Here is a 13,943-nt window from a genome sequence, read left to right as displayed (position 1 = left end):
ACCCGACGGACGAGGACGTCCCGCCGCCTGACGACCAGGCGCCCGAGCGCGAGCCCGAGAGCGAGCACGGCGCCCCGCCCTCGGCCCCGTCTCCCGCGATCCCGACGGACGCCCCGGGGCCCGACGCAGCCAAGCGGGCGAAGCTCGCGATGCTCCGCGGCCTGCTCGACAGCGCGGGCGAGGGCGGCGGCACGCTGCGCGAGCAGGCCGAGGAGGCGCTGCGCGCGCTCGTCGGCCGGGAGGACGCCGCGTTGCGCGAGGACCAGTGGCGCGCGATCGAGGCCCTGGTCGCGTTCCGCCGTCGTGCGCTCGTCGTGCAGCGCACCGGGTGGGGCAAGTCCGCCGTGTACTTCGTCGCCACGTCGCTGCTGCGGTCCCGGGGAGCGGGGCCCACCGTCATCGTCTCGCCGCTCCTGGCACTCATGCGCGACCAGATCGCGGCGGCGGCGCGTGCCGGGATCCGCGCCGTGACGATCAACTCGTCGAACGTCACCGAGTGGGACCAGGTGCACGCGGCCATCGCGGCCGGCGAGGTGGACGTGCTGCTGTGCTCGCCCGAGCGCCTCAACAACCCGGCGTTCCGCGACGAGGTGCTCCCCCGCCTCGCGGCCGACGCCGGCCTCGTGGTGATCGACGAGGCGCACTGCATCTCCGACTGGGGCCACGACTTCCGGCCCGACTACCGCCGCATCCGCACGCTGCTCGCCGACCTGCCGCCCGGCATCCCCGTCCTCGCGACCACGGCCACGGCGAACGCCCGCGTCACCGCCGACGTCGCCGAGCAGCTCGGCGTGCACGGCGCGGCGCCCGGCGGCGGCTCTGCCCCGGACGAGGACGTGCTCGTGCTGCGGGGCGGCCTGGACCGCGAGTCGCTGCACCTCGCCGTGCTCGAGCTCCCCGACCAGCCCACGCGCGTGGCGTGGCTCGTCGAGGCGCTGCAGGACGTCGAGGGGTCGGGCATCGTCTACTGCCTCACCGTGTCCGCCGCCGAGCAGGTGGCCGAGCAGCTCCGGGGCGCGGGCCTGGCCGTCGCCGCCTACACCGGGCGGACCGACCCCACCCAGCGGGAGCAGCTCGAGGAGGACCTCAAGGAGAACCGGGTCAAGGCCCTGGTGGCGACGTCCGCGCTCGGCATGGGCTTCGACAAGCCCGACCTCGCGTTCGTCGTGCACCTCGGTGCCCCGTCCTCCCCCATCGCCTACTACCAGCAGGTGGGCCGCGCCGGCCGTGGCGTGGACGACGCCGTCGTCGTGCTGCTCCCCGGGCACGAGGACCGCGCGATCTGGGACTGGTTCGGGTCGCAGGCGTTCCCCGCCGAGCCGCAGGTCCGCGCCACGCTCGGGGCCCTCGGGGACTCCGAGGGCGCGCAGTCCACCGCCGCGCTGGAGACGCAGGTCGACCTCAAGCGGTCCCGGCTGGAGACGATGCTCAAGGTGCTCGACGTCGACGGCGCCGTGCGCCGCGTGCAGGGCGGCTGGGTCGCCACGGGCACCCCGTGGGCGTACGACGCCGAGCGCTACGCGCGGGTGGAGGCCACCCGCCAGGCCGAGCAGCAGGCGATGGTCGACTACGTGGCCACCTCCGGGTGCCGGATGGCGTACCTGCGCGCCCAGCTCGACGACCCGGAGCTGCCGGACGGCTGGGCCTGCGGTCGCTGCGACCGGTGCGACGGCGTCACCCTGCCCGCCGTCCCCGACGCGGAGGCCGTCGCCGCCGCGCGGGCCGACATGGACCGACCCGGCGTGGAGGTCGGGCCGCGCGCGATGTGGCCGTCCGGGCTCACGGCCCTCGGCCTCGACCTCAAGGGCAAGATCGCGCCCGAGGAGCGCGCCGAGCCCGGTCGTGCGGTGGCCCGGCTCGACGGCCTGGGGTGGTCCGGTCCGTTGCGGGACCTGTTCGCGGCCGGCGCCCCGGACGGCGAGGTGCCCGTGCCGCTGCGGCACGCCGCCGCTCGCGTCCTCGACGACTGGGACGCGATCCGCCCGGACGGCACCGAGACCTCCGATCCCGCCGCGGAGGGCGGCCGCCGCACGACGATCGAGGGGGTCGTAGCGGTGCGGTCCACGACGCGCCCGCAGCTGACGTACCACCTGGCGTCCGGGCTGGCCGCTTACCTGGGCGTGCCGCTCATCGGCGCCGTCGGCCCGGTCGCCGGCGCCGAGCAGCCCGACCGGCACGACGTGAACTCGGCGATGCGGCTGGCGGGGGTGGCGCGGCGCCTGCAGCTGGAGCTGGGCGAGGCCGCCCTGCGCGGCCTTCCCGGGCGCACCGTCCTGCTGGTGGACGACTGGACCGAGTCAGGCTGGACGCTCACGGTGGCCGCCCGGCTGCTGCGCCAAGCCGGTGCCGCGGCGGTGCACCCGTTCGTGCTCGGGGTGCGCTGACACGCCGACGACGCCCGGGAGCGTGGGTGCGCTTCAGCCGTCGAGCAGGCCCCGGACGTCGTCGGCCGCGAGCGCCCGGGCGAAGGTGCCCGCGGCGTCGTCGAGCACGGCGTCGAACAGCGCGGCCTTGCGCTGCGCGAGCGCCATGACCTTCTCCTCGATCGTGTCCTGCGCGACGAGGCGCGTCACGACGACGTTGCGGGTCTGGCCGATGCGGTGCGTCCGGTCCACGGCCTGCGCCTCCGTGGCGGGGTTCCACCAGGGGTCGAGCAGGTAGACGTAGTCGGCCTCGGTGAGGTTGAGCCCGACCCCACCCGCCTTGAGCGAGATGAGGAACACCGGCGCGTCGCCCTCCTTGAAGGCGCGGACGACGTCGGCCCGCCGGCGGGTGGCGCCGTCGAGGTAGACGACGGGCAGGCCGGCCGCGGTGACGCGCTGCGCGACGCGCCGCAGGAACGACGTGAACTGCGAGAAGACGAGGGCCCGGTGCCCCTCGGCCGCGATCTCGGTCAGCTCGTCGGTCACCACGTCGAGCTTGGCGGAGCCCACGCCCGCGTAGGCGTCATCGAGCAACGAGGCGTCGAGCGCGAGGCGCCGCAGCGTGGTCAGCGACCGGAAGATCGCCACCCGGTTCGCGTCGAAGTCCTCCAGCAGCCCGAGCAGCCGCTGCCGCTCGCGCTGCAGGTGCGTGTCGTAGACCTTGCGGTGGTCGGGCGTGAGGGGGACGCGCAGCACGCGCTCGGTGCGCTCGGGCAGCTCGGGGGCGACCTGATCCTTGGTGCGGCGCAGCACGAGCGGGCGGATCCGGCGCTTGAGCCGCGCGAGCGCGCGGTTCCCGGCTGCCACCACCTGGGGGTCGTCGTCGGCGGCCGCGGCGTCGACCAGCCGCGCCGTCTCGGCCTTGAAGCGGTGCATCGACGGGTAGAGGCCCGGCGCGACGATCGCGAGAGCGGCCCACAGCTCCATGAGGTTGTTCTCGAGCGGCGTGCCCGTGATCGCGAGCTTGAACGGGGCCCGCAGCATCCGGGCGGTCTCGTGCGCCCGTGTGCGGGGGTTCTTCGCCACCTGCGCCTCGTCGAGGATCAGCCCACCCCACTCGTGGGCGTCGAACGCGTCGAACTCGAGGCGGAAGACGGCGTACGACGTGACGACCACGTCGGCCCCGCGGGCGAGCTCGGCCAGGTCGGTGCCGAGCGTGCGCGACGTGGCGGGCATCGCCACCACCCGCAGCCCGGGCGTGAAGCGCGCCGCCTCGTCCACCCAGTTCCCCACCACCGACGCGGGCGCCACGACGACGAACGGCGGGGCGTCCGGTGCCGTCGTCCGCGCGTGCGCCAGGAACGTGAGGGCCTCGACCGTCTTGCCGAGTCCCATGTCGTCGGCCAGGATCCCCCCGAGCCCGTGCCGCCAGAGGAAGGCCAGCCACTCGAACGCCTGCCGCTGGTACGGCCTCAGCTCGGCCCGCACGCCCTCGGGGACGTCCAGCACCTCAGCGACGCGCTCCCCCGCCGCGAGCGCGCGCAGGCCGGCCAGCGAACGCCGCCATGCCTCCGCGGCCTCGACGACGTCGGCGACGTCCTCGAGCCCGCCCCACAGGTCGGCGTCGTAGCGGCTGACCCGCGCCTTGCCCGGCCGGTCGCTCAGCGCGGTGGCCTCCGTGATGAGGCCGCGCAGGCGGCCCAGCACCGGGTTGTCGAGGCGCAGCCACGACCCGTCGACCAGCAGCAACCGCTTGTCGCCGCGCGCGAGGGCCGTGAACAGCCGGGCGAACGGGATCTCCTTGCCCGCGACGGTCACCGAGACCCCGAGGTCGAGCCAGTCGGCGTCCCCCGAGGGCGCCCCGGAGACGACCACGCGGGGGGCGGCGTCCAGGTGCAGGTAGTGCGGCACGTCGCTCGCGTCGACGCGCACGTCCGTCGCGGCCGCCAGCGCGGGGAGCACGCCGTGGGCGAGGTCGAGGGCGTCCAGGCCCTTCACCTCCGTCCGGCCGGCGAGGTCGAAGCGCTCGAAGCCCGGCACGCCTCGGACGGTCGCCTGGGCCTTGGCGCGGATCTCGGCCTCGGCGTCCGGGTCCCGCACCGGGTCCGACGCCGCCCCGTCCAGCGGGACGCGACGCGCCGAGCCCGCGCCCGGCGCCGGGTGCCCGGGCGCCGGGTACTCGAACCACCACGACAGGAGCGCGTGCTCCGGCGACGCGAAGGCCACCTCGGCGACCAGCACGGGACGCGGCGGGTCGGGCAGCGCGACGGACCCGTCGGACACGACGCGCACGGCGCGGCGGAGCACGGGGAGGTGCTCGGCGTAGAGCTCCCCCACGTCGTCGCCCGGCACCTCCACCCGGCCGACGACGACGAGCTCGCGCGCGGCGTCGGACAACCGGCGGGGCGCGGGACCGAGCCGAAGCACGGTCCGCCGGTCGGAGGCCTCGACCGCGTACAGGCCCGTGTCGCCCACCGCGCCGAGCGGGGACCCGGGCTCCGCGTCGACGCCGTCGAACGCCACGACCGGGTCGAGGCGCACCCCACCGTCCGCCGCCCCGACCGTCAGCCGAAGCTCCGCCGCGTCCGCCAGGAGCACCTCGTCGCGCGACCCGTGCGCGACGAGCGGGATCTCCAGGTCGGCCGCCTCGGCCAGCAACGCCCACAGACCGCGCCCGCCGGCGGCCAGGGGGCGCCAGGCACGACGGCCGCGACCGAACCCGCCTCCGTCGCCGAGCGCGGACCCCAGGTCGGCGAACCAGCGTCGCACCTCGGGGGCGGGCGTCGCACGCACGTCGGCGAACGCGTACAGGCCGGTGGCCAGCGCCTCCCAGCTCGCCTCGGGGGCGACCTTCCAGCCGGTGCGGCCGGGCACGACCGGCCGCACCGAGAGCTCCGGGGGCAGGCCGCCGAACGCCTCGTCGAGCCGGAACCGCAGCGCGACCGGGAGGACACCGCCGTCGCGGGCGGCGGGCTCGCGCGATCCGGGGTCCCGGGCCCCGGTCACCCCGGCCAGGCGCCCGCGCCAGCCGACGGGCACGTCGTCGTCACCGGCGTCGGCCCCCGCGGCGTCGGTCGCCTCGGGGTCAGCGCCGACGTGCAGCAGCACGGCAGCGACGTGCTTGCAGTCCTCGCGGACCGGGCAGCTGCAGGTCGATCCCTCGTAGCCGTACCGCCCGTCGGGCCCGACGGTGAACGACACGCGGCAGCTGTAGGGCTGGCTCCCGCTGCCCGCGACGCGGGCCGTGAGCTCCCGCGCGTCAGGGTCCCAGTGCCACGCGCGCACCATGCCCGCGCGCTGGTAGCCCTGGGCCCTCCGGAACGCCGCGCTCCCGACGAGGTCGCCCACCACGACCGGGTCGAGGCGGGGTGGCGGCGCGGGCATGCGTCCATGCTCGCACGGCCCTCCGACGCGGCCGCCGGTGTGAGCCCCGTGGTGCTTGGCACACTATTCGTCCGAGCCGTGGGAGCAGGGCGTCGACGCGACGGCCTCGCTCCGGCGCCGACGGTCAGGCGCCGATGTTCAGTTGCCGCAGCTCAGGTGCCGCAGCTCAGGTGCCGCAGCTCAGGTGCCGCAGCTCAGAGGAAACGCCCGCGGACGGCCTCGCCGTGCGCGGGCAGGTCCTCGTCGTTCGCGACGGCGACGATGCGGTCGGCCAGCTCCTCGAGCGCGTCGCGGGTGTACTCCACGACCTGCACGGACTTGAGGTAGGCGTGCACGCCGAGGCCGCTGGAGAAGTGCGCGGAGCCGCCGGTGGGGAGCACGTGGTTGCTGCCCGCCATGTAGTCGCCGAGGGAGACCGGCGACCACGGACCGACGAAGATCGCCCCCGCCGAACGCACGCGCTCGGCGAGCGCCGCGGCCCCCTCGGTCTGGATCTCCAGGTGCTCCGCGCCGTAGGCGTCCACCACCGCGAGGCCCTGCTCCAGGTCGTCGACGAGCACGACGGCGGACTGCGGCCCGCCGAGCGCCTGCAGGACGCGCGCGGAGTGCTTGGTGGACCCCACCAGGTCGCTCAGCCGGGCCTCCACGGCACCGGCGAGCTCCACGGACGGGGTGACCAGCACGGAGGCGGCCATCGGGTCGTGCTCGGCCTGGCTGATGAGGTCGAGGGCGACGTGCCCCGGGTCGGCGGTGGCGTCGGCCAGCACGGCGATCTCCGTGGGCCCTGCCTCGGCGTCGATGCCGACGACGCCGCGCACCAGGCGCTTGGCCGCCGTCACGTACACGTTGCCCGGGCCCGTCACGACGTCCACCGGCTCGCACAGCACGTCGCCGTCCTGCGGCTCGGTGCCGGCGGCCCCGTACGCGAACATCGCCACCGCCTGCGCCCCGCCGACCGCGTAGACCTCGTCGACGCCGAGCAGCGCGCAGGCCGCGAGGATCGTCGGGTGCGGCAGCCCGCCGGCGTCCTTCTGCGGGGGCGACGCGACGGCGAGCCCGGGCACCCCGGCCTCCTGCGCGGCGACCACGTTCATGATCACGGACGACGGGTAGACGGCGCGGCCGCCGGGCACGTACAGGCCCACGCGCTGCACCGGGACCCACCGCTGGCGCACGACGGCGCCGGGCGCGAGCTGCGTGGCGTGCTCGGTCGGCACCTGAGCGGCGTGCACCGCGCGCACGCGGCGGATCGCCTCCTCCAGGCCTGCCCGCACCTGCGGGTCGAGCCCTTGGAGTGCGTCGGCCAGCGCGGCCGCCGGGACCCGCAGATGCTCCGGTCGCACACCGTCGAGGCGCTCCGACTGGTCCCGGAGCGCGGCGGCGCCGCGGGCCCGGACGTCGGCGATGATCGGGGTGACGGCCTGGATCGCCTGGTCCACCCCGACCTCGGGGCGCGGCAGCACCCCGAGCAGCTCGGTGCGGGTCAGGTCCTGCCCGCGGAGGTCGATGCGTCGGATCACCCGGCCAGTCTAGGCAGCGCGCACCGCCGCCCGGGCGCCGGTGCCGGAGAATGGACGCATGAGCGCCGAGCACGCAACCACGGACGTCCCGATCCGCGACGACATGATCCGCCTGGGCCAGTTCCTCAAGCTCGCGGGGCTGGCCGAGTCCGGCACGCACGCCCGCGACCTGGTCGCCGACGGCGAGGTCAGCGTCAACGGCGAGGCGGAGACCCGGCGCGGTCGCCAGCTCGTCCGCGGCGACCGCGTCACCGTGGCGCTCCCCGAGGGGGACGAGACCGCCGTCGTCGCCTGATGCGGACCGTGGTGGGCGTTCGTGCGGCGCCGTGGCGTGCGCCGACAGCACCGAACGAGCGCCCACGACGATCAGGCCATGTAGGTGGAGGCCATCGCGCGGTCGGGGGTGAGGCGCAGGACGACGCGCTCGGGATCGTGCTCGAGCGGCCGGTAGCGCTTCCTGTACCGCACGACGGCGTCCGCGACCTCGTCCGGGTCCTCGCTCACCTCGATCGTCCCCTCGAGCGTCAGCCACCGCCCGCCGTCGACCTGGCAGAGCGCGGCCCGCGGCCGGCCCCCGTCGGCCGTCGCCCGGCGCGCGTTGGCGACCTTCGTCGACGTGCGCCGTGCCGTGGTGCGCGCGATCCCGGCGTCGGCGTCCCAGGTGAAGGCGACAGGCACGACGTGCGGGCTGCCGTCCGCGCGCAGGGTGGTGAGGGTGGCGAGGTGGCGCTCGGTGACGAACACGAGCTGCTCGGGGTTGAGGCGGAACACGCCCCGAGCCTACGGCCGCCCGTGGCCGCCCACCGATGAGTCCGGAGGCGTGCTGCGGTCCCACGACCGACCGGACGGCCCTGCTCGTCGGTCCCGACGACCTGGTCCGGCTGCTCGACGTCGTCGACGGGCGCGACCATCCGTCGCGGACGAGCACGTGCGGCACTCCGGGCAGCCGGTCGAGGGGCGGCGCGAGGGCTGCACGGCCGGCATCTGGAGCGTCAGGACGCCGCGCACCTGCACCATCGCGGCGTGACGTTCGCCGTCCTCTGCGAGGGCCCCGGGGCGAGGTCGCGCCCGTCGTGGGACTCATGGGCTACCGCGTGCCCTGGTACTCGATGGGGTCTTCCCTCACGAACGAGACCACGCACCGCGGCGTCGAGGTGATCATGACGCTGGCGCAGCTGCTCGACCTGACCGTGTTCGGGCGGCAGGAGCGCTGGGAGGACTCCCCCGCCGGGTGGCCGCAGCACCCGACCGCCACCGAACGGCCGCCGAAGACCGCCCGGCGGTCGTGCCGTCAGAAGCCGTCGGTGAGGATCGGCGGCACGCGGGTGCCGTGCCGGCCTTCGTCGTGCAGGGCGCGCAGCACCACCAGCTCGTGCGGCACGACCGGTTCGGGCAGCGCGACGAACGGGAACCACCGCAGGTCCGCGACCTTGGCCGGCTCGCGGATCTGCGGGCTGCCCGCCCAGCGGGTCGCCGTGAAGAAGAAGTCGACCCGCTGCTCGAGCGCCGGGCCGCCGGGCTCCCCGCGGTGCATCGTCGTCACGGGCACCAGGTCGGCGGGGTCGACGACGACGCCGAGCTCCTCGCGGGCCTCCCTGACGGCCGCCTCCCGCACGGACTCGTCAGCCTCGACGTGGCCGGCCGCCGCCGCTGACCAGTGCCCGTCCCTGAACCCCGTGCCCTGCCGCAGCTGCAGCAGCACCTGGCCCTCGCGGCGCAGGAAGACGTACGCCGCCGGCACCACGCGGAAGCTGTGGCCGGCGGAGCCGTCGTCCCAGGTGGCGATGCCGGTGGTGCCGTGTGTCGCGCTCACGACAGGCAGCTCGGGCCGAGGAGGGCCTTGAGGTCGCCGAACAGCGCGGGCGACTTCTCGACCCGCAGCGTGTCCGCCGCGCGCACCACCGTCCGCTTGCCGGGCTCCGCGACGCTCACGTGCACCTCCGCCGAGCCCGGGTGCGTGGCGAGCACCTCGCGCAGCCGCACCATGACGGGCTCGACGCAGCGGGTGTGCGGCACGGTGACCAGCACGGGCGCGTCGGCGACGGCGGACGTGTCCGGCAGCGACACCTCCATCGCCTGCAGCTGCATCTGGTCGTCGCGGCGCCGCACGCGGCCGCGCAGCGTGACGACCTGGTCCTCCGCGAGGATCGTCGAGTACGCGAGGTACGTCTCGCCGAAGAACATCACCTCGACGGCACCCTCGAGGTCCTCGACCGTGACGGCCGCCCAGGGGTTGCCGTTCTTGCTCATCTTGCGCTGCACGCTGGTGAGCAGACCCGCCACCGTGACCTGGGAGCCGTCCTGCCGCCCCTCGTCGGCCATCAGCGACGCGATCGACGTGTCCGCCGCCCGCGCCAGCACGTGCTCCAGGCCTGACAGCGGATGGTCCGACACGTACAGCCCGAGCATCTCGCGCTCGAACGCGAGCCGCTGCTTCTTGTCCCAGTCGGGCAGGTCGGGCACGTCGACGGCGAACGTCATCGCCGCGTCCTCCTCCGCACCGCCGAAGCCGGCGAAGAGGTCGAACTGGCCCTCGGCCTCCTTGCGCTTCACGGAGATGACCGAGTCCACGGCCTGCTCGTGCACCACGAGGAGAGCCCGGCGCGGGTGGCCGAGCGAGTCGAACGCCCCGGCCTTGATGAGCGACTCGATGGTGCGCTTGTTGCAGACCACGGCCGGCACCTTGTCGAGGAAGTCCGTGAACGAGGTGAACGCGCCCTTCTCCTCGCGCGCGGCGATGATCGCGTCCACGACGTTGGCGCCGACGTTGCGGATCGCCGTCAGGCCGAAGCGGATGTCGTCGCCGACGGCGGTGAACTTGGCGGCGGAGTCGTTGACGTCGGGCGGCAGCACCGTGATGTGCATGCGACGGCACTCGCCCAGGTAGAGCGCCATCTTGTCCTTGTCGTCCCGCACGCTCTGCAGCAGGCCGGCCATGTACTCGGTCGGGTAGTTCGCCTTGAGGTACGCCGTCCAGTACGAGACGACGCCGTACCCGGCGGAGTGCGCCTTGTTGAACGCGTACCCGGCGAACGGCACCAGGGTGTCCCAGACCGCCTGGATCGCGGGCTTGGAGTAGCCGCGCTCCTTCATGCCCGCCTCGAAGGGGACGAACTCCTTGTCGAGGATCTCCTTCTTCTTCTTGCCCATCGCGCGCCGCAGCAGGTCGGCCTGGCCGAGCGAGTACCCGGCGAGGATCTGGGCGGCGCGCTGCACCTGCTCCTGGTAGACGATGAGGCCGTACGTCTCGCCGAGCACCTCGCTGAGCGGCTCCTCGAGCTCCGGGTGGATCGGCTCGATCTTCTGCATGCCGTTCTTGCGCAGGGCGTAGTTGATGTGCGAGTTCATGCCCATCGGACCGGGGCGGTACAGGGCGATGACGGCGGAGACGTCCTCGAAGTTGTCCGGCCGCATCTGGCGCAGCAGCGAGCGCATCGCGCCGCCGTCGAGCTGGAACACGCCGAGCGTGTCGCCGCGGGCGAGCAGGTCGTAGGTGGCCTTGTCGTCGAGCTCGACCGTCTCGATCGCCACCGGCTCCTTGCCGTTCATGACGATGTTCTCGAGCGCGTCGTCGAGGATCGTGAGGTTGCGCAGCCCGAGGAAGTCCATCTTGATGAGGCCGAGACCCTCGGACGTCGGGTAGTCGAACTGCGTGATGACCGCGCCGTCCTGCGGGCGCCGCATGATCGGGATGATGTCGATCAGCGGGTGGCTCGACATGATGACGCCCGCGGCGTGCACGCCCCACTGGCGCTTCAGGCCCTCGATGCCGCGGGCCGTCTCGACCACGCGCTGGGCCTCGGGGTCGGCGTCGTGCACCGCGCGGAACTCCGACGCCTCGGCGTAGCGCTCGTGCTTCGGGTCGAAGATGCCCGACAGCGGGATGTCCTTGCCCATGACGGCGGGCGGCATCGCCTTGGTGAGCTTCTCCCCCATCGCGAAGGGGAACCCGAGCACGCGGGAGCCGTCCTTGAGCGCCTGCTTCGCCTTGATGGAGCCGTAGGTGACGATCATCGCGACGCGGTCGTCGCCGTACTTCTCGGTGACGTACCGGATGACCTCGGCGCGCCGGCGCTCGTCGAAGTCGACGTCGACGTCGGGCATGGAGATGCGCTCCGGGTTGAGGAAGCGCTCGAAGATCAGGCCGTGCTTGAGCGGGTCGAGCTCCGTGATGCCCATGACGTAGGACACCATCGAGCCGGCGGCCGAGCCTCGGCCCGGACCCACGCGGATGCCCTGCTCCTTGGCCCAGTTGATGAAGTCGGCCACCACGAGGAAGTACCCCGGGAAGCCCATCTGGATGATGACCTCGACCTCGTAGTTCGCCTGCTTGCGCACGTCGTCGGCGATGCCGTCGGGGTAGCGGCGGCGCAGACCGGCCTCGACCTCCTTGACGAACCAGCTGACCTCGTCCTCGCCGTCCGGCACCGGGAACCGCGGCATGTAGTTCGCCTTGGTGTCGAACGAGACCTCGCAGCGCTCGGCGATGAGCAGCGTGCTCTCGATCGCCTGCGGCAGCTCGGAGAACAGGCGGCGCATCTCCGCGCCCGATCGCACGTAGAAGCTGTCGCCGCTGAAGGCGAACCGGCTGCCGCCCTGGTCGTAGGTCGGCTCGTCGAGCGTCGAGCCCGAGTTCACCGCGAGCAGCACCTCGTGCGAGTGCGCGTCCTCCTGCTTCGTGTAGTGCAGGTCGTTGGTGGCCACGAGCGGCGCGTCGATGTGCTCCGCGAGGCGCAGCAGGTCCTTGTACGTGCGGGACTCGATCTCGATCCCGTGGTCCATCAGCTCGACGAAGAAGTTCTCCTTGCCGAGGATGTCCTGCAGCTCGCCCGCCGCGCGCACCGCCTCGTCCCACTGGCCCAGGCGCAGCCGCGTCTGCACCTCGCCGGAGGGGCACCCCGAGGTGCCCATGAGGCCCTTGCCGTACGTCTCGAGGAGCTCGCGGTCCATGCGCGGCCACTTGCCCATCTGGCCGTCCAGCGACGCGAGCGACGACGCGCGGAAGAGGTTGTGCATCCCCTCGTTGTCGCGCGCCCAGAGCGTCATGTGCGTGTAGGCGCCGCCCGCGGAGACGTCGTCGCGCCGCTGGTGCTGCTCGCCCCACAGCACCTTGGTGCGGTCGTGGCGGCTGGTGCCCGGCGTCACGTACGCCTCGACGCCGATGATCGGCTTGACCCCGTGCTTCTGCGCCGTGCTCCAGAAGTCGAACGCGCCGAACAGGTACCCGTGGTCGGTGATCGCGATGGCCTTCTGCCCGAGCCGCGACACCTCGCTGAACAGGTCGTTCATCCGCGCCGCGCCGTCGAGCATCGAGTACTCGGTGTGCACGTGCAGGTGGACGAAGTCGTCCTCGGAGGTACCGGTCGGCTGGGCGGTGGAGGAACCTGCGTCGGGCATGCGGCGAGTCTAGGCGGCTCCCCCGACACGTCCGGCACGCCGCTCGGGGCGCCCCCGATACAGTGCTGCCCAGCCGCCGGAGAGGAGACCACGTGCCGCGGGTGACCAGCGCCGACATCGCGCGCGCGGCCGGGGTGTCGCGCACGACGGTGAGCTACGTGCTCAACGACACTCCCGGCGCGTCGGTCTCCGACGCCACCCGCGAGCGCATCCACGCCGCTGCCGAGCGCCTGGGCTATGCACCCTCCGCCGCCGCGCGGGCGCTGCGGCGCGGGCGCAGCGACCTCGTCGTCGCCGTCCTGCCGGACTGGCCCGTCGGTCCGGTGGTCGAGAGCCTGCTCGACCACCTCACGGACGCGCTCGCCGCCAGGGGCCTCTTCGTCCTCGTGCACCACCATCGCGACACTCGTGCCCTGACCGACCTGTGGCGGGCCGTGACGCCGCTCGCGGTCGTGGGTCTCGCCCCGTTCCTGCCCGACGACGCGCGTGCCATGACACGGGCCGGGATCCGCGTCGTGGGTGCCGTCGAGCCGGCCGACGGCGCCGCGGCGGGCGGTTTCGACGCCTCCCAGCGCGGGATCGGCGCCCTCCAGGCCGGCCGCCTGGCCGACACGGGCCACTCGCGGCTCGGGTACGTCACGACGGACGACCCGCGCCTCGACAGGTTCGCCCGGGCCCGGCTCGCGGGCCTCCGCGCGGCCTGCGCCGCGCGCGGTCTGGCCGTGCCCGCGACCGTCGCCGTCCGCACGGGCGAGCCGGCGACGACCACGGTGCGCGGCCTGTGCGGCGCCGGCGTCACCGCCGTCGCCGCCTACAACGACGAGGTCGCGCTCGCCGTCCTCGCCGGAGCACGCGAGGCGGGGGTCCCCGTGCCGTCCCGCCTCGCCGTCATCGGGGTCGACGACTCCCCCGGGGCCCGGGTCGCCGCACCTCCCCTGACGACCGTGGCCCAGCCCGTGGAACGCCAGGCGGAGCACCTGGCCGCGGAGGTCCTCGCGGCGCTCGACGGCCGCGACGCGCCACCGTGGCCCGACGACGGTGCCCACGTCGTCGTGCGCCGCTCCGCCTGACGGGTGCGGGGGGGGAGGGGGGGGGGCGCGGGAGGAAGGGGATGGAGAGGGACCGGGGGAGAGGGGGGGGGGGGGAGGAGGGGAGGGGAAGGGCAGAGGAGAAGGTGAAGGGGAGAAAGGGGGGGGGGAAAGAAAAGCGAGTTGGTGCTGGGCTAACGTGTGAGTGGGAAGGCTTAGATGGTGTATTTGGGCCCCGCTACGGTATCGGC

Annotated in this window: 8 protein-coding genes; 3 read left to right on the top strand and 5 right to left on the bottom strand. The window is 74.1% G+C overall.

The window, feature by feature from the left end; genetic code table 11:
• Positions 1-149: 149 nt before the first annotated feature.
• Complete coding sequence (locus tag ACFCZN_RS14500; protein WP_430557222.1) at positions 150-2,384, top strand: RecQ family ATP-dependent DNA helicase; 2,235 nt, start codon at positions 150-152, stop codon at positions 2,382-2,384.
• A gap of 33 nt (positions 2,385-2,417) precedes the next feature.
• Here ACFCZN_RS14500 and ACFCZN_RS14495 read toward each other — a convergent pair whose 3' ends face one another.
• A complete protein-coding gene (locus tag ACFCZN_RS14495) occupies positions 2,418-5,747 on the bottom strand; it encodes an SNF2-related protein (RefSeq protein ID WP_430557200.1) in 3,330 nt (1,109 codons plus the stop codon).
• Positions 5,748-5,941: 194 nt separating this feature from the next.
• A complete protein-coding gene (hisD, locus tag ACFCZN_RS14490; protein ID WP_429762162.1) occupies positions 5,942-7,267 on the bottom strand; it encodes a histidinol dehydrogenase in 1,326 nt (441 codons plus the stop codon).
• Between the two features lie 58 nt (positions 7,268-7,325).
• On the opposite strand from hisD, the gene ACFCZN_RS14485 reads away from it, so the two are divergent.
• Positions 7,326-7,562 carry an RNA-binding S4 domain-containing protein gene (locus tag ACFCZN_RS14485; protein WP_429762163.1) on the top strand — a complete coding sequence of 79 codons (237 nt, stop codon included), beginning with the start codon at positions 7,326-7,328 and terminating at the stop codon, positions 7,560-7,562.
• Between the two features lie 71 nt (positions 7,563-7,633).
• Here the strand turns inward: ACFCZN_RS14485 and ACFCZN_RS14480 are convergent, their stop codons facing one another.
• From ACFCZN_RS14480 to dnaE, 3 genes are all read right to left on the bottom strand, one after another.
• The gene (locus ACFCZN_RS14480; protein ID WP_429762164.1) at positions 7,634-8,038 is read right to left on the bottom strand and encodes a pyridoxamine 5'-phosphate oxidase family protein; all 405 of its coding nucleotides are present in this window, start codon (positions 8,036-8,038) and stop codon (positions 7,634-7,636) included.
• 520 nt (positions 8,039-8,558) lie between these two features.
• The gene (locus ACFCZN_RS14475) at positions 8,559-9,080 is read right to left on the bottom strand and encodes an NUDIX domain-containing protein (protein WP_430557199.1); all 522 of its coding nucleotides are present in this window, start codon (positions 9,078-9,080) and stop codon (positions 8,559-8,561) included.
• Positions 9,077-12,664, bottom strand: a complete 3,588-nt coding sequence (gene dnaE / locus ACFCZN_RS14470) for a DNA polymerase III subunit alpha (protein ID WP_429762166.1) — start codon at positions 12,662-12,664, stop codon at positions 9,077-9,079. The genes ACFCZN_RS14475 and dnaE overlap by 4 nt, the downstream gene beginning before the upstream one ends.
• A 92-nt stretch (positions 12,665-12,756) precedes the next feature.
• Between dnaE and ACFCZN_RS14465 the strand changes: the two genes are divergently transcribed.
• Positions 12,757-13,734 (top strand): LacI family DNA-binding transcriptional regulator, encoded by a 978-nt coding sequence (locus ACFCZN_RS14465; protein ID WP_429762167.1) that lies wholly within the window; start codon positions 12,757-12,759, stop codon positions 13,732-13,734.
• Positions 13,735-13,943 lie beyond the last annotated feature (209 nt).

It is taken from the genome of Isoptericola sp. NPDC056134 (genome assembly GCF_042264825.1).
GTDB classification, from domain to species: Bacteria; Actinomycetota; Actinomycetes; order Actinomycetales; family Cellulomonadaceae; genus Isoptericola; species Isoptericola nanjingensis.
Note: the sequence above shows the minus strand (reverse complement) of the source record. Positions and strands in the feature narration are given on the sequence as shown.

Coding starts and splice junctions, on each gene's coding strand:
- ACFCZN_RS14500 (WP_430557222.1), top strand. CDS start 150: ATGCTCCGCGGCCTGCTCGACAGCGCGGGCGAGGGCGGCGGCACGCTG.
- ACFCZN_RS14495 (WP_430557200.1), bottom strand. CDS start 5,747: ATGCCCGCGCCGCCACCCCGCCTCGACCCGGTCGTGGTGGGCGACCTC.
- ACFCZN_RS14485 (WP_429762163.1), top strand. CDS start 7,326: ATGAGCGCCGAGCACGCAACCACGGACGTCCCGATCCGCGACGACATG.
- dnaE (WP_429762166.1), bottom strand. CDS start 12,664: ATGCCCGACGCAGGTTCCTCCACCGCCCAGCCGACCGGTACCTCCGAG.